Below are 15712 nucleotides of genomic sequence, written 5' to 3' on the forward strand. Positions count from 1 at the left end.
CGTCCGTGCCCATCGACGCAGCGGTCCGCATCGCCGCCTCAGGCCAGCGAAAGGAACAGTTTCTCCAGGCGGGCGCGCATCTGCTCGCGACTCTCATCGGTCCTGCCGTCGCCGTCGGTGTCCGTCAAACACTGCTGCAGACCAGTGGCGATGATGGCGAACCCCGCCCGGTCGAGAGCACGGGAGGCCGCGGACAACTGCATCACCACGTCCTCGCAGTCCCGGCCTTCCTCGATCATCCGAATCACTCCGGCGATCTGGCCCTGCGCCCTGCGCAGCCGGTTCAGCACGGACTTCAGCTCCGCACCCGCGAGTTCCAGATCCACCATCACTCCTCACTCATACCCCTAGGGGTAATGTACTCCCGCGGTCGGGGGAACGAGGAGCAGGTCCAATGTGGGGACTCACAAACCGGCCTCGGCGAGGATTCGATACATCCGGGCGGGCCGCAGCGCGGGGTTCGCACCGGCATCGTCGGCGACCTCGGGGGACGGATCCGCAAGCAGTCGCTCCAGCAGCGCATCCGTGATGTTGGGGTGACGGGCGACCCCGCGGCGCAGGAAGGCGTCCTCAGCGGCGGCGAGTTGCTGAAGGGCTGTCACGGGCAGCTCGGGGTCCTGCAGCGCGACGTAGCGCACGTTCGGGCTCGGTTCGTCGACGAGCGTGCGCAGCGTGTGGCGGGGAAAGTTGGGGTGCTCGACGAGCAGCGGTCGGATGTGGAAGACGTCGCCGTGGGCGCGTACCAGCTGTTCCAGGACGTCCGGCGGTGCGTCCGGCCGGCGGGCGGCGGCGCGGCGGACCATGAGGTCCGGGTCGTTGTCCAGTCGCCGCCATGCCTCCTCGGGCAGGTCGCGGCAGGAGGCCAGTACGCGCCGGAAAATGGTCTGTTGGCAGTCCAGGTAGGTCATCCGCTCATCGAGGGGCGCTTCGCGCAGCCAGTCCGGTTCGGTGAAGTTCCAGTTCAGCGCCACCCAGGCCTCGATGCTTCCGTCCGCGCGTTCGGCCTCGACGAGCGCATACAGCCGGTTCCGGGTTTCGGTGTCGACGTGGCGGCTCTGCGCCACCGCGACGCGCACGGCCGGGTCGTCGATGTCCAGGAGCCGGGCAACCATGTCGGCGGACAGGTGCGGGTTTGTGGCGACAGCCTGATAGACCTCTTCGTCCTCGGTCCGCATGAGCTGGGTGAACTGGTCCGACGTGAGCGGGACATAGCGCGCCACGTTGACGCGCATGGCCGGGTCGGCAAGGCAGCGGTCCCGCCATTCCGGCGGGACACCTGGTTCCTTGCCCACGGTGGCGGCTGCACGGACCAGTGGGTCCGGGTCGGCGAGCAGGGCCGCTTGCACCGCTGCCGGCCGGTCGTACCAGTCTCGCGCGACCGCGGCGCGCAGCTTCGGACTCGGCGCGCCGACAAGTGCAGTCCGAGGCCGGCCGTGGGCCTCCTCAAGGGCTTCGATGCCGATCGTCACCTGGCGGTCCACGGTGTAGCGGACAAAGTCCGCGTACGCGTCCCGGATCGCGGGGTCGGGATGCTCGGCGATTCTGCGGCGCATCGCCGGGGAGAGCCGGTCACCGTGCAGGCTCACCGCGGTGTCGTCGTCGCCGTGCGTCAACAATGCCTCGACAACGGCGTCCGCCAGCCGTCCGCGACGCATCGACATTCCGTGTCGGCCGGCCGCGTGTGCGGCCAGGCGCACCAGGACATCCACGGGAGCTGCTGGGTTCCGGCCCAGCCCGGACAGTCGCGGATGATCGAGGCTCGTCATGCGGCCAACATAGTGACCGCTCCAGGCACCCGTGGGCGTCAGGCGCTGATTCCAGGGTCCAGCAATGTAAAGAAATCTTGACTCCATGTCTGCTGTGCTTTACATTCGCGGCATGCCATTCGAAGAGAAGAGCGCGTGGATCATGGCGGTCCTCGCGATCGCCACATATGCGGCCTACGGCGCCGTCATTCTTGGGCGGGCGGGCGACACCGCATTCGCCGATGTGGCGTACGTGTCCGCGATGCTGTGGGCCGTCGGCGCCTCGATCGCCGCGTCGATCGTGTTGCACATCCTCGTCGCGACTTTCTCGCCGAAGGACGCCCGCAAGAAGGACCAGCGCGACAAGGAGATCATTCGGTTCGGCGAATACGTCGGCCAGTCGTTCCTTGTCGTGGGCGGAGTGTCGGCCCTCGGCATGTCGATGGCCGAGCTGGACCACTTCTGGATCTCCAACGCGATCTACCTGGCGTTCGTCCTGTCCGCGATCCTCGGGTCCGCCGCCAGGATCGTCGCGTACCGCCGAGGCTTCCAGCCGTGGTGAAGCCCAAGCCGAAACCCAAGCCCACCAGAGTCACGAATTCGATCCGGTCCCTCCGATTCACGCACGGAGAAATGACCCAGGCCCAACTGGCGGACCGGATCGGCGTATCCCGCCAGACCGTCATCGCCATCGAACAGGGCCGTTACTCGCCCTCCCTGGAGATGGCATTCCAGATCGCCAAGGTGTTCCAAGTCCCACTGGACGACGTGTTCCAGTACTCGGACCATGAAGAGGAGACACCGTGAAGGCAGTTGTTCAGGACATGTACGGCCCGGCGGAAGTCCTGGAACTCAGGGACATCGCCACCCCGGAACCCGGGCCCGACGACGTGCTCGTGCAGGTGCGCGCGGCAGGGGTGAACCCGGCCGACTGGCACTGCATGACGGGCATGCCCTATCTGATGCGCCTGATGGGATACGGGCTTCGCGCCCCCGCATCCCGCATCCGTGGCCTGGATGTCGCGGGGCGGGTCGAGGCGGTCGGCACCAACGTGACGCGCTTCCGCCCGGGCGACGAGGTGTACGGCACCTGCGACGGCTCCTTCGCCGAGTACGCGCGTGGTCGGCAGGACAAGCTGGCACCGAAGCCGCCCAACCTCACCTTCGAGCAGGCGGCAGCCGTTCCCACCGCCGCCTTCGCCGCCCTTCAGGGCCTGCGCGACAGAGGGCAGGTGCAGGCAGGACACAAGGTCCTGGTCATCGGCGCGGCGGGAGGCATAGGAACGTACGCCGTGCAGTTGGCCAAGGCCTTCGGGGCGGAGGTCACGGGCCTGTGCAGCACGACGAAGACGGAACTGGTCCGGTCGATCGGTGCGGACCACGTCATCGACTACAACCGCGAGAACTTCGCGGACGTCGCGGACGGGGCCCGCCGCTACGACCTCATCCTCGACACCGCGGGCAACCGCCCCTTGTCACTCCTGCGGCGCGCCCTCGCCCCTGGCGGAACCCTCGTCCTGGTGGGCGGCGAAGGGGACGGACGGTGGCTGCAAGGCGTGGACCGCACGCTCCAGGCGATGCTCCTGTCCCCGTTCACCAAGCAGAAGCTGCGCGGCCTGATGTCCGCGGAACGCAACGCGGACCTCGAGCTCCTGACGCAACTCATCGAGGCCGGCAAAGTCACGCCGGTCATCGAGAGGACGTACTCGCTGGGCGAGGTTCCGGAAGCCATCCGGCATCTGGAGCAGGGCCGTGCGCGGGGCAAGATCGTCATCGCCATGTGAGGTCAGACATCGTGGTCAAGCCCCGCCGACGAAGATCGCGTCGTCGAAGAGCCGATGACGATGACCTCGCGTATGCCGGAGTCGGCCACGCCGCTCAGGCCTCCTGCTCGGCGTCGATCTCGGCGATCAGAGCCTCGATGCGGGTCTTGATCTCGTCGCGGATGGGGCGGACGGACTCGACGCCCTTGCCGGCCGGGTCTTCGAGAGCCCAGTCGAGGTACTTCTTGCCGGGGAAAATGGGGCAGGCATCGCCGCAGCCCATCGTGATGACGTAGTCGGACGCCTGGACGGCCTCGGTGGTGAGGATCTTCGGCTTGGCGTCGGCGATGTCGACACCGACCTCCTTCATGGCCTCGACCGCGGCCGGGTTGACCTGGTCGCCGGGAACGGAGCCGGCGGAACGAACCTCGATCCGGTCGCCCGCGAGGTGGTTGAGGAATCCGGCGGCCATCTGCGAGCGCCCGGCATTGTGGACGCAGACGAACAGCACGGAGGCGAGCGGGCTGGCGGAGGACATGGGTTCTTCCTTCGTGAACGGATCAAGAGAGGTCTGCGTAAGGGGTACGGGAGGCTGAGGCCCCAGCGCGTCGGCCACCGTGCGAGCGTCTCCCCGAGCACGCCCGCGTGCGCGGGGACGTGGTCATGAGAACCCCCTTCGGCGGGTTCCAACGATCCACCCCAGGCTGGTATCAGCTCCGAGTGATGTGACAGTATCAGCCCATGATGACGTCGGTCGACACTGATCTGATGCGGGTTCTCGCAGACCCCATGCGGCTGCGGATCGTCACCCTGCTGGCCCGGGAGACGCTCTGCAGCACGCACCTGATCGAGGAAACGGGGGCCAAGCAGACCAACGTCTCCAATCATCTGAAGGTGCTGCGCGAGGCGGGGATCGTGGAGACGGAGCCGTGTGGCCGGTTCACCTACTACCGGCTGAGGCCCGATGTCATCGCCTCGTTGGCCGGTCAGTTCGCCGACCTCGCGGAGACCGCGCGCGCCACCGCCGAGAACAACATCAAGCGGTCCTGTCCCTGACTGGCGCCCGTCGCCGTCCGTCCCCACCGAGGAGTCCTGTTGACCGCCACCGAGGCCACCGAACACGACAGAGCCGGGGAGCCCGCCGTAACCTCCGCCACGCCGGGGCACGAGCCCCGGCCCGCGCCGGGCGCCACCCCGCCCCGTACGCCGCTGACCGCCCGGGCCGCGGCGGAACTCCTCGGCACCGCACTCCTCGTCGCGATCGTGATCGGCTCCGGCATCCAGGCCACCGAACTGACGAAGGACGTCGGCGTCCAGCTCCTGGCCAACTCGATCGCCACCGTCTTCGGCCTCGGCATCCTGATCCTGCTGCTCGGCCCGGTCTCCGGCGCGCACTTCAACCCGGCCGTCACGTTGGCCGAGTGGTGGACCGCCCGGCGCGGCGGCGACGGCGTCACCGCCCGTGAGGTCGCCGTCTACGTCCCGGCCCAGGTCGTCGGCGCCATCGCGGGTGCTGTGCTGGCGGACGCCATGTTCGGCAAGCCGCTGGTGGAGTGGTCCACCCACGACCGCTCGGCGGGCCATCTGCTGCTCGGCGAGGTCGTCGCGACGGCCGGGCTGATCCTGCTGATCTTCGGCCTGGCCCGCACCGACCGCCTCCGCTTCGCCCCCGTCGCGGTCGCCTCCTACATCGGCGCCGCGTACTGGTTCACCTCGTCCACGTCCTTCGCCAACCCGGCGGTGACGGTCGGCCGCGCGTTCAGCGACACGTTCGCGGGCATCGCACCGGGTTCGGTCCTGGGGTTCATCGGCGCCCAACTCGTGGGCGCGGTGGTCGGTCTGGCCCTGGTCGCGGTCGTCTTCATGCCCGGTCGCTCCGCCGAATGACCCGTCGGACGGGCGTGGTGGTGATCGGCGGCGGCCAGTCCGGGCTCGCCACCGGCTACCACCTGCGCCGCCTCGGCCTGGACTTCGTCATCCTCGACGCCCAGCCCGCACCCGGCGGTGCCTGGCAACACGCTTGGGACTCCCTGCACTTGTTCTCACCGGCCGCGTACTCGTCCCTGCCCGGGCGGCCGATGCCCGTCCAGGCGGGGGAGACGTATCCGGACGCGGGCCATGTGGTCGGGTATCTCACGGAGTACGAGCACCGGTACGGCCTCCCGGTGCACCGTCCCGTACGGGTCGTCGGCGTGCACCGGGCCGGCGACGGGTCGCTGCGCGTCGAGACCGACTCCGGCACATGGCAGGCCCAGGCTGTCATCAGTGCCACCGGCACGTGGTGGCGCCCGTTCCTGCCCGCGGTCCCCGGTCGGTCGGACTTCCGGGGCCGGCAACTGCACACCGTCGAGTACCGCGACCCGCGTCACTTCGGCGGGCTGGGGGTCCTCCCGGCCGAAGGTGGGGGGAGGGTCGTGGTCGTCGGCGGCGGCAACTCTGGTGCGCAGATCGCGGCCGACCTCGCGTACGACACCGAACTGACCTGGGTCACGCAGCGCCCGCCCCGCTTTCTCGCCGACGACATCGACGGCCGGGCCCTGTTCGACGTGGCCACCGCTCGTCGGCGTGCCTTGGACGAGGGGCGCACCGACACCGAGGGCGTGGCGTCGTTGGGTGACATCGTCGCGGTACCACCGGTGCGGGAGGCCCGGGACGCCGGTCTGTTGAAGGCGTCGCCGATGTTCGTACGCCTCGACCGTGACGGGATCGTCTGGGCCGACGGCACTCGGGCGCCGGCGGACGCGGTGATCTGGTGCACCGGTTTCCGCCCGGCCCTCTCCCACCTGGCGCCGCTCGGTCTGCGCGGCCGGCGGGGTCGTATCGCCACCGCCGGTACGCGGGCGGTGGATGAGCCGCGTCTGCACCTTCTCGGTTACGGCGACTGGACCGGGCCGGCCTCCGCCACCCTCATCGGGGTGGGACGCCCGGCCCGCGACGCGACCCGCGAGATCGCTGAACTCATCGCCGCCGAAGCCTGACGAGGCCCAGTGCGAGGGGCGCCCGTCCACGCATCTCAACGATGCGGAGCCGCGGCCAGGTGACGGAAAACGAAGTCGCGCCAGAGGGTTATGGCAGCGGGCTTTGTTTCTGCGTGGGGCCCGGTGTAGCCGATCAGTTGCTTGTCCGGTGAGCCCAGTGCGTCGAAGAGGGCCAACTGGCCGTCCCTGGGGAAGATCTCGTCGTGCCATTGGACGTGAAACAGGGCTGGGGCGGTGATCTGTCGGGCGTCGGTCGCCATGCGTTCTGGCGTTTCCAGGCCTTGGTGCAGGGCCGGTCCTTGCCGAAGGCCGAACTTGCCGAGGACGGCACAGCGGAGTCGGTCGCCCAGGGCGGCCGCCAAAGGGATGCCGAACCGGGTTCCCATGGACATTCCCAGATAGGCGAGATGGTCGGTGTCCACCATGCCCAAGGCCCCGAGGGCGCCCACAGCCGCCTGCCAGTCGTCCGCCATGCGATCCAGGACGACGTCGATCCCCTCATCGGCGATGCGGCCCTGGTACTCCGCGGCCGACAGCGGGCTGGGGACGCGTTCGCCATGGTAGGGCCCGTCGACAGCGAGTGCGGCAAGGCCGGCATGGGACGCGAACCAGCGAGCCGGACTGGCGGTCCGCTCGCTCCTCTTGTGCCCACTGCCCCCGTGCCCCAGCAGGACCGGAGGAGCCGGCGACGCGATGGGCGACGGCGGGAGCCACAGCACGCCCGGAACGACACCGGCCTCTCGGGCCAAACGAAAGCCCTGCTCAACGGCACCGCCGTCGACGATGCGGCGGTCGGTCCACTCGATTGCCTCGTCCACGCAGTCATCCAACCAACCCTCCGGCCGGCGCGCGGAACGCGGCCAGGGGCCAGTGGTGTTGGCACACGTACGTACAGGGCTGGTCACCAGCCGGTGACGCGCTCCCAGAAGGTCTGAATCGCCGGTGCGGTGTTCGTGGTGCGGGCGCCGTCGATGACGTGGTAGCCGCGGTGCTGGGCGGCGGTGGCGCACGCGTGGTTGGGGAGGATGCGCAGGCGGGTGCCGATGGGGAGGTCGGGCAGGTGGGCGCCGTCGCGGGCGGTGAGGGTGCCGTGTTCCTGGCTCGCGGCCGTCATGACCAGGTCCGGGACGAGGGTGCCGTCCAGGTCGGTGACCAGGCCGTAGCCCTGGTCCTGCGCCTGGACGGCGGTGCCGCGGTCGCGGGACATGGCCATCCAGCCGCCGTCGGTGACGACCCACCCGTGCTCGGGGCGGTGGCCGATGACGGTGACGACGACCGACAGGGCGAGGTCCTCGATGCGGCAGACGCCGAGGCCGGCCATCACCAGGTCGAAGAACACGTAGTTTCCCGCGCGCAGTTCGGTGACTCCGGTGAGGTCCTCGGCCGCGTGGGCGGTGGGGGTGGAGCCGACGCTGACGGTGGCCACGGGCAGGCCGGCCGCGCGCAGCCGCTCGGCCGCGGCGACGGCGGTGTCGCGTTCGTTCTGCGCCGCCAGGCGCTGTTCCTCGGCGGTGCAGGCGAAGTAGGACTCGCCCGCGTGGGTCAGTACGCCGTCCAGACAGCCCGCGTCGTGCAGGATCTGCCCGATCTCGGTGAGCGCGGGGGCGTCGGGCCTGAGGCCCCCGCGGTGGCCGTCGCAGTCGATCTCGATCTGGGCGGGGACGGGAAGGCCGGCCCGGCGGGAGGCTTCGGCGACGAACGCCGCCTGCTCGGTGCTGTCCAGCAGGACGCGCAGGGTGACACCGCGGCGCAGCAGCGCGAGGACGCGCGGGAGTTTGTGGGGGTCGATGCCGACGGCGTAGGTGATGTCCGTGTAGCCGCCGTCGGCGAACGCCTCGGCCTCGGCGAGGGTGGAGACGGTGACCGGGCAGGGCGTTCCGTCGTGCAGCAGGCGGGCGACGTCGAGGCTCTTGGCCGTCTTCACGTGGGGGCGCAGGGCGACCCCGAGCCGGTCGGCCCTGGCTGCCAGACGCTCGACGTTGCGCCGGGTCTTGCGGACGTCGACGACGGCGAACGGGGTGTCGGGATCGGCCAGAGTCCGGGCGGAGTCGGCGTTGGTGGCGCTGGTGGCGTTGGCGGGGACGGTCACAGGCAGAGGTCCATTTTCTTCAGGAGGGCCAGGCCCAGATACAGGTCCTGCACTCCGATCCCGGAGCTGTCGAAGACCGTGAGGTCGCTGTCGTCGGTGCGTCCCGCGGCGCGGCGGGTGAGGACCTCGCCGAGCGGGGTGAGGATCGTCTGCGCAGGGGCGTGCTGGCTTTCGCCCATACGGCGGGCCTGTTCGGGCAGGTCGCAGAAGACGCGGGCGCGGCCGAACAGTTCGGGCGGGAGTTCCCGCTTGCCGGGGGCGGCGGCGCCCATGCAGGAGACGTGCGTACCGGGGCGGATCCACGCGGCCTCGAACAGTGGCGGGGTGTCGGTCGTGGCGGTGGTGGCGGTGACGATCACGTCGGCCCGGGCGCAGGCTTCCTCGGCGCCGACGCTCCGGGCGTCGTGTCCTTGTGCGGCCAGTGCCGCGGTCATCCGCTCGGCACGCTCGGCGGTGCGTCCCACCACAAGGACCTCGGCGATGGGGCGGACGCGGCTGACGGCCCGTACCTCGTGGGCCGCCTGGTGTCCGGTGCCGAAGACGGCCAGGGTGGCGGAGTCGGCACGGGCCAGCAGGTCGACGGCGAGGGCGTCGGCCGCGGCGGTCCGGTAGGCGTTCGCGGTGCCGACCTCCAGGACGGCCGCGATCCTGCCGATCGTCTGGTCGAAGAGCAGCAGGGTGGAGTGGTGGCGCGGCAGCCCGTGCTCACCGTTGCCCGGCCAGTAGGTACCGATCTTCACCCCGGCGTGCGTCGGGGACGCGGACGGCTTGAGGGTGAACCGGTTGCGCGGGTCGGAGCCGTGCACGGCGAGGCTGGGAAAGACCGTGCCGTCCACCGTCGCGGCGAAGGCGGCGCGGGCCGCTTCCAGGGCCAGCTCGTCGTCCACCAGCGTGGCGGACTGCTCCTCGGTGATGTGCAGCAGGCGGCGCGCGGCCGGTGGCCGGCCCGAGCCGGACGAGGGAGACGGCACGGGGTCGGTGGTCGGTCCGGCGGCGGTCACGAGTCGGTCCTTCACTTGCTGTAGTTGTAGACGGTCGCCCGGGACACGCCGAGCAGGTCCGCGATGGTCTGCGCGGCATCGCGCGAGTCGAAGTAGCCGTCCTGGTGCAGCTGCCGTACGAGTGCCTTCTTGTCCTCCCTGCTCAGCGACCGGGGGGTCGCGGCGCGCTCCGCGGCCAGTTCCTCCACCGCCTGGCGCAGCTCGCGCGCGTTGCGGTCCCGCAGGGTTTCCAGGGGCTGTTCGCGGTGCTCGGTGTCCGTGGCCACGAGGTTCGACAATGCCAGCGTCACCGGTGACAGCACCGACACGTCCAGATTCAGGCAAAGGGCCGCGATGTACTCGCCGGAGGTGTTCTTGATCCCGATGGACGTGCTCTTGGCCGGGCGGCCGTCGGGAAACTGATTGGGGTAGTTCTGGATGACGCTGGGGTAGCCGGGATCCTCGATACGGGCCAGGCCCAGCTCCGTGACGGAGTCCCCGACCTGGCGGCCGGAGAGGTTGTTCTCGATCGCCCGGATCGCATGCTGCGGGTCCCGCAGGTCATGCACCACCACCTCGCACAGGCCCGGGAACATGCGGCCCAGGGCGACAGCGATCTTTTCGGTCTCACGGATGAGGTGCTCGTCCGCCTCGGCTGAGGATCCGTCCACGAAGCGTTCCACGAGGCCCCTTCCGGGCACTGGGTTAGACCGAAGTTCCATCTTTGGATAATAAGACTACACGCCGCCGACGGCGAGGTGGGCGCGCTGTCGGCAGGGCGCGGGACGCGGTGTCCCGCTGCCCGGCCTTCGCGCGCCTCACCTCGCCGCCGGCGGTGTTTACCTCATCGCGCCTCTCGTGCGTACGGTGCGACGGTGATCCGGTCGATCAGCGGTGCGTAGCGGGAGCGGAGCGGTACGCCGGGGAAGGTGTCCGAGGCGTAGGTGGTGCCGTCGAAGTTCGGCAGTTCCTCGGAGCGGAAGGCGATCGTGTTCTGTCCCTTCTTCAGGAGGACGGGGACGGTCAGCTCCCAGAAGTTGTTCTGGTGGAAGCTGTGCGGGAAGCCGCCGCGCCGCGTCTCGCCGCCGTTGACACTGATGTCGGCGTGGCGGGCGAGCGGGTCCGGGTTGTAGTGGGTGGCCTCCGCCTGCTCGGGGTTGGAGTAGCGGATGCGCAGCGCGTACAGGCCCGTCCGGCCGGCGGCGACACTGAACGTCGCGGTGTTGCCGTTGCCGGGCTCGCCGCCGATACCGGTGATGGCCGTGCCGTCGGTGGCCAGGGAGAGCGGGGTGAGCGTGGCCGAGCCCGCGAGTTCGGCGTGGCCCGCCTCGTACGTACGCGCGTCGAGGGCCCCCTCGGTGGGGGTGACAGTGAGGCGGTCGACAAGGGTGGTGGACGAACCTCCGGTCACCGTGACCTTGTTGACGCCGCCCGAGAGGGAGACCGCCACGCTGCTCGTGCCCTTGGACAGGCGCAGGACGTCGTGCTCGTTCACAGAGAGCCGGGCGCCCGAGCCGGCGAGGGTGTCGACCTCGAGGGTGGCCTCGCGGTCGGTGGGGGAGTAGACCCAGAACGTCGCGGTCTGGGCCTTCTTGAGCTGCACCGCACCCGAGCCGCCGGCCGGGGTTCCGGCCCGCTTCGGCAGCTCGTAGACGGGCTGCGCCCCGCCGCCCGGCCAGGCCAGCTCGCCTTCGTACACCTGGGTGCCGGCGCCCGCCTCCGGGAGGGAGAGGGTGAGGCGGTCGACGATGGCGTCGCCCTTCGTGGCGCGCCTGCCGTCGGCGCTCTTCGCGGCGAGCGTGAGGGAGTGCTTGCCCTTGGTGAGCTCGACCTTGGTGTCGGTGTGATCCCAGACCACCCACTTGTAGCCCAGCGGCAGGTACAGCTCCTGCTCGCTGTCCGCCTTGCCGTCAACGCCCAGGAAGACGTTGGTGGGGCCCTGTTCCTTCACCTTGTCGAAGGTGTTGAGGGAGTTGGCGAAGACGCTGAGGTCGTACGTGCCGTCCTGTGGCACGTCCACCGTGAAGTCGAGCGTGAGGTCCGAGCCGGTACGCAGACCGCCCACGTCGTAGCCGCCGGAGGTGTAGAACTTCGACACGTCGCGGGGCGAGCCCTCCGGGCCGTTCCTGGAGTAGCCGGACCCGGTGTGGGCGGCGTCCTCCGCCTCGTACGAAGCCTGCCAGCGCACGGGCGGGGACTGCGCGGCCTTCGCCTTGCCGGCCGGGCTGAGGACGATCTCGTACGCCGAGGACTCTGCCAGCTTCGGCAGCGCGCCGTCGCCGAAGTCGACGACGACCGTGCCGTCGTCAGCGACCTTCAGGTTCTGCTCGCTGAGCAGCTTCGGGCCGGGCGAGTCGCCCAGCTGCCCGCTCCAGTCGATCTCCCGCACCCAGGCGTGCACCCGGTCGCCGAAGAGCTTCTTCGGGACGTTGTCGAAGGTGATGTGCCCCTTGCCGGTGGAGCCGCCGAAGATCAGCCGGGCCTGCTTCTTCTTCTCGTCGAGCGTGCCGACGCCCTGCATGGTGTAGTTCTCGCCGGGGAACGGCGGGGTCACCTTGACCGTGTGCCCGCTCATCGAGGCGTACGAGTTCAGCAGCCACCACTGGCCGTTGCCGCGGTTCGACTGCACCGCGGAGTCGGAGAGGTTGCCGTCGATGTTCCAGTACGCGATGTCGGCGTCGACCTTGGACTCCTCGATCGCGGACACCCATTGGATCATCTGGCCGGGGACCGAGGTGTGGTAGTTGAAGGCGTACTCGTTGATGTTGACGGGGAGTTGGGTGCCTTCGCGGTCGGTGCCCTTGAACAGGTCCTTCTCCCACGCCCGGTACTTGGCGACGCTCTCGCGCACCGCCTCCGGGTGGCTCAGCTCGTGCCAGGTGATGACCTCCGGGAGGGTGCCGGCGGCCAGGGCGTGGGTGAGGAAGCCCTTCACCTGGTCGTAGAGGACGCTGGTGTTGGGGCCGGCGATGCGGGCGTCGGGCATCTTGCTCTTGATGAGCTTGTAGAAGTCGTCCCAGGCTGCGAAGTAGTCGTCGGGGTCGTTGAGCCAGCTGACTTTGTTGTAGCTCCACTCGCCGGTGCCGAACATGTTGCCTTCGGGCTCGTTGAACGGCACGAAGACGATGTTGTCCTGGTATTCCTTCGGCAGCTTCAGGACCTGGTCGACCTGTCCCGCGATCTTCTCCTTGTAGAGCTTGAGCTTCTCCTCGGGAGTGTCGCCCGGCCACTGGTACGGGAAGCCGCGGTGGATGTCGGTCATGTAGATGTACACGTCGCCGTCGGTGGAGTCGGCCAGCGGCTTGACCACCTCCAGCGCGTCGGCACCGGGGTGCTGCGGGCCGTCCTGCGCCTTGGTGGAGACCGTGCGCAGGCCCATGCCCTCGATGAGGTTGTTGGTGGGGACGTCCGGCCCGTACACGCCGTAGAGGGTGCCGGAGGCGCCGCCGTGGAAGGCACCGGTGTCCGAGCCCAGGTCGACGGTGAGCTGCCCCTCGCGGACCACGGTGACGGTCGCCTTCACCGCGCGTCCGGCCGCGGTACCGGCGACCGTGAACGTCCCGGGTCGGGCGTACTCGTCGGAGGGTACGGCGTCCCAGGTGACCGGCGTGTCACGGTCGTAGCCGTCGGAGAAGGAGGAGCGGACGGCGGCGGGGAGGGACGGGGCGGTTCCGGTCGTCGTACGGGCCTCGAAGGACGTGTTCGAGAGCTCCTGGAGGGTGGGGACGCTCCCGACCAGGCCGGCCACCTGCTCGGAGTTGAGCGCCGCGTGCCACACGGTGAAGTCGTCGACCGCACCCTTGAGCAGTGGATCCGGCCAGAAGGATTTGCCGATGTAACCGGCTGCCGTGGCCGAACTGTCCAGCACCTCCCGGGCCTTGATGCTGGTCTCGGTGGAGGAGACCGCCACGCCGTCGAGGTAGGTGGTGATCCGGCCGGCGGAGGTGTCCAGGGTGACGGTGACGGTCCGCCACTGGTCGGCGGGGAGCGGTGCATAGCCGCGGACCTGTGCCTCCGCGCCGCCTCCGCCGGTGGTCACGGAGGTCTGCAGCAGCCCGTTGCCGTTGTACGGGGTGGCGAAGAGGTACTTGGTGGTGTTGGTGCCCAGATCGAAGATCCGCTGCCAGGACGACGTGTCGCCGCTCCACTTCACGCGGGCGGAGACCGTCAAGTCCGTTGCGTCGCCGAGTACTTCGCGGGGAAGGCGGACGTACGCGCCGTTCGAGGTGGGCGCCCCGCCGGGCAGGGCGAGTGCCTTGCCTCCCTCCGTGCCCGCGACGGACTGGGCGGTGGAGCCGTTCACCAGGCTCGCCGTCAGGCCGTTGCCCGAACTGTCGGTGATCCGGCCCGAGGCGAGGTCGTCCTGGTCGAAGGTGTAGCGGGCCGTGGGCAGGGGTGTGTCGGCCGCCTGCGCGGGCACGGCCGGTGCGGCCAGCAGGCCCGCGCCGAGAGTCATCGCCACGGCGGCCGCGGCTCGGCGCCGGGTGGATCTGTCAGCGGATGGCATGGATTGCGTCCTAATCCTTGAGTGAGCGGTTCCGGTGGGCCACCTCGGTCGGCTGCTCGTCGTCGCACAGTGTCTCCGTGGGTTCCGTGCGGCTCGGAGGATGGCGAGAGGGGGCGAGTCGAACCGGTTCGACTAGGGCGCGTCGCAGAGGCAAGGCTCTTCTTGAGGTGGCAGGTACGGGCGGCTCCGCGCTTCAGTGGCCGCAGATCGGACCCGCGGCTGCCGGAAGGATCGCCTCCTCGAACCGGTTCGGCGAAGCTAGCACCGGGAAACTTCCCCAGCAATCCCTCCGACACCAGGTGCTCCCGCCATTTCCGCCAGGTTGCGGATGTGTGGCCCGAGGTGTTGACAGCCGTCCGGGATGTTCCTACCTTCACTTCACGCGAACCGGTTCGACGACCGGCAGTCGCCCTGCTTTCGTTCCTCCAGTCCCACCCGACCGGCGAGCCCTTCTCTCGGGGAATCGAACCGGTTCGATCTAGGAGTTGCCGTGAACATCGGTGAGATCGCCCGGCGGGCCGGTGTCTCGCGCAGCACCGTCTCCTACGCGCTGAGCGGCAAGCGCCCGGTCTCGGACGACACGCGCCGGAAGATCCAGCAGGTCGTCGACGAGCTGGGCTACCGGCCCAGCGCCAGCGCGCGTGCCCTGGCCAACGGACGGACCAGCACCATCGGCCTGGTCTTCCCGCCGGCCGGGAACCACTACACCGGGATGCAGCTGGACTTCATCGGCAGCGTGGTGGAGGCCGCCGCGACCTACGACTACGACGTGCTGCTGTCCCCCAGCGGAGTCGACAGCGACCGTTCCTTCCAGCGCCTGCTGGGGGAGCGGCGGGTGGACGGGGCGATTCTGATGGAGATCAGGCTGGAGGACGACCGTGCGGAGCACTTGGCCACGCTGGACTTCCCCTCCGTCGCCATCGGCCGTACCGCACGTCCCGAGGGCAGTTGGTGGGTGGGGCTGGACCACACGGCGCTGGTGCAGCGGTGCGTCCATCACCTCGCGGACCTGGGCCACCGCCGGGTCGCCTTCGTCAACCGTCCTGAGCAGCTGCTGCGGGCGGGATACGAGTCCGCGCACCGGGGCCTGGACGGTTTCACGAAGGCCGCGGCCGAGCGTGGCCTGACGGTCCGGACGTACTGCTGCGGCGACGACGCCGCCTCGGGCCAGACCTGTCTGGAGCGGATCCTGCACGACGACCCCGCCACCACGGCGCTGGTCACACTGAACGAGGCCGCGCTGGGCGGGCTCTACCGAGGGCTGGCCGAGGCCGGCCGCCATGTGCCGCGCGACTTCTCCGTCACCGGGGTCGTGGCCGGCCGCTGGGCGGAGACGGTGACCCCGCAGCTCACCGCGGCGGACGTACCGGCGGCGGAGATGGGACGTCTCGCCGTCGACCTGCTGGTGGAACGGCTCGACCATCCCGACGCACCGCCCCGGCACCACCTCCTCGTGCCGCCGATCTCCCTGCGGGCCAGCACCGGGCCCGCGGGAACCACGCCCATCGCGGACGCCGGGCCCGATACGACGCCCTGACCACACCCCTCCTCACTGCCTTCGCCCCACCGGACGCTCGAACCGTTCATCAACCACTCATCACTGCCGTTCGGCGTGCCCGCCCCACCCGGAACCCCCGCCCTCGGCACCCG

The 15712-nt window shown here is 69.8% G+C and carries 15 protein-coding genes; 7 read left to right on the plus strand and 8 right to left on the minus strand.

Annotated elements, in window-relative coordinates; translation table 11 throughout:
- Positions 1–38: 38 nt before the first annotated feature.
- Together QFZ76_RS45780 and QFZ76_RS45785 are read right to left on the minus strand one after the other, a co-directional pair.
- A complete protein-coding gene (locus QFZ76_RS45780; RefSeq protein ID WP_266453152.1) occupies positions 39–326 on the minus strand; it encodes a metal-sensitive transcriptional regulator in 288 nt (95 codons plus the stop codon).
- Between the two features lie 78 nt (positions 327–404).
- Positions 405–1766 (minus strand): hypothetical protein, encoded by a 1362-nt coding sequence (locus QFZ76_RS45785; protein ID WP_307679247.1) that lies wholly within the window; start codon positions 1764–1766, stop codon positions 405–407.
- A 112-nt stretch (positions 1767–1878) separates the two neighbouring features.
- Between QFZ76_RS45785 and QFZ76_RS45790 the strand changes: the two genes are divergently transcribed.
- From QFZ76_RS45790 to QFZ76_RS45800, 3 genes are read left to right on the plus strand one after another with little or no spacing between them, the layout of a single operon-like run.
- Complete coding sequence (locus QFZ76_RS45790) at positions 1879–2307, plus strand: hypothetical protein (protein WP_307679248.1); 429 nt, start codon at positions 1879–1881, stop codon at positions 2305–2307.
- Complete coding sequence (locus QFZ76_RS45795) at positions 2304–2552, plus strand: helix-turn-helix transcriptional regulator (protein ID WP_307680326.1); 249 nt, start codon at positions 2304–2306, stop codon at positions 2550–2552. Before QFZ76_RS45790 ends, QFZ76_RS45795 begins: the two co-directional genes overlap by 4 nt.
- Positions 2549–3529 carry an NAD(P)-dependent alcohol dehydrogenase gene (locus QFZ76_RS45800; protein WP_307679249.1) on the plus strand — a complete coding sequence of 327 codons (981 nt, stop codon included), beginning with the start codon at positions 2549–2551 and terminating at the stop codon, positions 3527–3529. The genes QFZ76_RS45795 and QFZ76_RS45800 overlap by 4 nt, the downstream gene beginning before the upstream one ends.
- Positions 3530–3623: 94 nt before the next feature.
- On the opposite strand, the gene QFZ76_RS45805 is transcribed toward QFZ76_RS45800, so the two are convergent.
- Positions 3624–4046, minus strand: a complete 423-nt coding sequence (locus QFZ76_RS45805; protein ID WP_307679250.1) for an arsenate reductase ArsC — start codon at positions 4044–4046, stop codon at positions 3624–3626.
- 203 nt (positions 4047–4249) lie between these two features.
- Here QFZ76_RS45805 and QFZ76_RS45810 point away from each other — a divergent pair, with 203 nt between their 5' ends.
- The 3 genes from QFZ76_RS45810 to QFZ76_RS45820 are packed head-to-tail and all read left to right on the plus strand — an operon-like array spanning position 4250 to position 6486.
- On the plus strand, positions 4250–4564 hold the full coding sequence (locus QFZ76_RS45810) for a helix-turn-helix transcriptional regulator (RefSeq protein ID WP_307679251.1): 315 nt from the start codon (positions 4250–4252) through the stop codon (positions 4562–4564).
- A gap of 39 nt (positions 4565–4603) precedes the next feature.
- The gene (locus QFZ76_RS45815; RefSeq protein WP_307679252.1) at positions 4604–5395 is read left to right on the plus strand and encodes an MIP/aquaporin family protein; all 792 of its coding nucleotides are present in this window, start codon (positions 4604–4606) and stop codon (positions 5393–5395) included.
- Complete coding sequence (locus QFZ76_RS45820) at positions 5392–6486, plus strand: ArsO family NAD(P)H-dependent flavin-containing monooxygenase (RefSeq protein ID WP_307679253.1); 1095 nt, start codon at positions 5392–5394, stop codon at positions 6484–6486. Before QFZ76_RS45815 ends, QFZ76_RS45820 begins: the two co-directional genes overlap by 4 nt.
- A gap of 35 nt (positions 6487–6521) precedes the next feature.
- Here the strand turns inward: QFZ76_RS45820 and QFZ76_RS45825 are convergent, their stop codons facing one another.
- The 5 genes from QFZ76_RS45825 to QFZ76_RS45845 form a co-directional block, all read right to left on the minus strand.
- The gene (locus QFZ76_RS45825) at positions 6522–7304 is read right to left on the minus strand and encodes a dienelactone hydrolase family protein (protein ID WP_307679254.1); all 783 of its coding nucleotides are present in this window, start codon (positions 7302–7304) and stop codon (positions 6522–6524) included.
- Between the two features lie 83 nt (positions 7305–7387).
- Complete coding sequence (locus QFZ76_RS45830; RefSeq protein WP_307679255.1) at positions 7388–8575, minus strand: DSD1 family PLP-dependent enzyme; 1188 nt, start codon at positions 8573–8575, stop codon at positions 7388–7390.
- Entirely contained in the window at positions 8572–9576 is a 1005-nt protein-coding gene (locus tag QFZ76_RS45835; RefSeq protein WP_307679256.1) for an ornithine cyclodeaminase family protein, read from the minus strand. The genes QFZ76_RS45830 and QFZ76_RS45835 overlap by 4 nt, the downstream gene beginning before the upstream one ends.
- A gap of 11 nt (positions 9577–9587) precedes the next feature.
- Positions 9588–10277, minus strand: a complete 690-nt coding sequence (locus tag QFZ76_RS45840) for a transcriptional regulator (RefSeq protein WP_307679257.1) — start codon at positions 10275–10277, stop codon at positions 9588–9590.
- A gap of 122 nt (positions 10278–10399) precedes the next feature.
- Complete coding sequence (locus QFZ76_RS45845; protein ID WP_307679258.1) at positions 10400–14062, minus strand: LamG-like jellyroll fold domain-containing protein; 3663 nt, start codon at positions 14060–14062, stop codon at positions 10400–10402.
- Positions 14063–14552: 490 nt separating this feature from the next.
- Here QFZ76_RS45845 and QFZ76_RS45850 point away from each other — a divergent pair, with 490 nt between their 5' ends.
- Positions 14553–15599 (plus strand): LacI family DNA-binding transcriptional regulator, encoded by a 1047-nt coding sequence (locus QFZ76_RS45850; protein ID WP_307679259.1) that lies wholly within the window; start codon positions 14553–14555, stop codon positions 15597–15599.
- Positions 15600–15712 lie beyond the last annotated feature (113 nt).

Source organism: Streptomyces sp. V4I2 (assembly GCF_030817655.1).
Taxonomy (GTDB): Bacteria; Actinomycetota; Actinomycetes; order Streptomycetales; family Streptomycetaceae; genus Streptomyces; species Streptomyces plumbiresistens.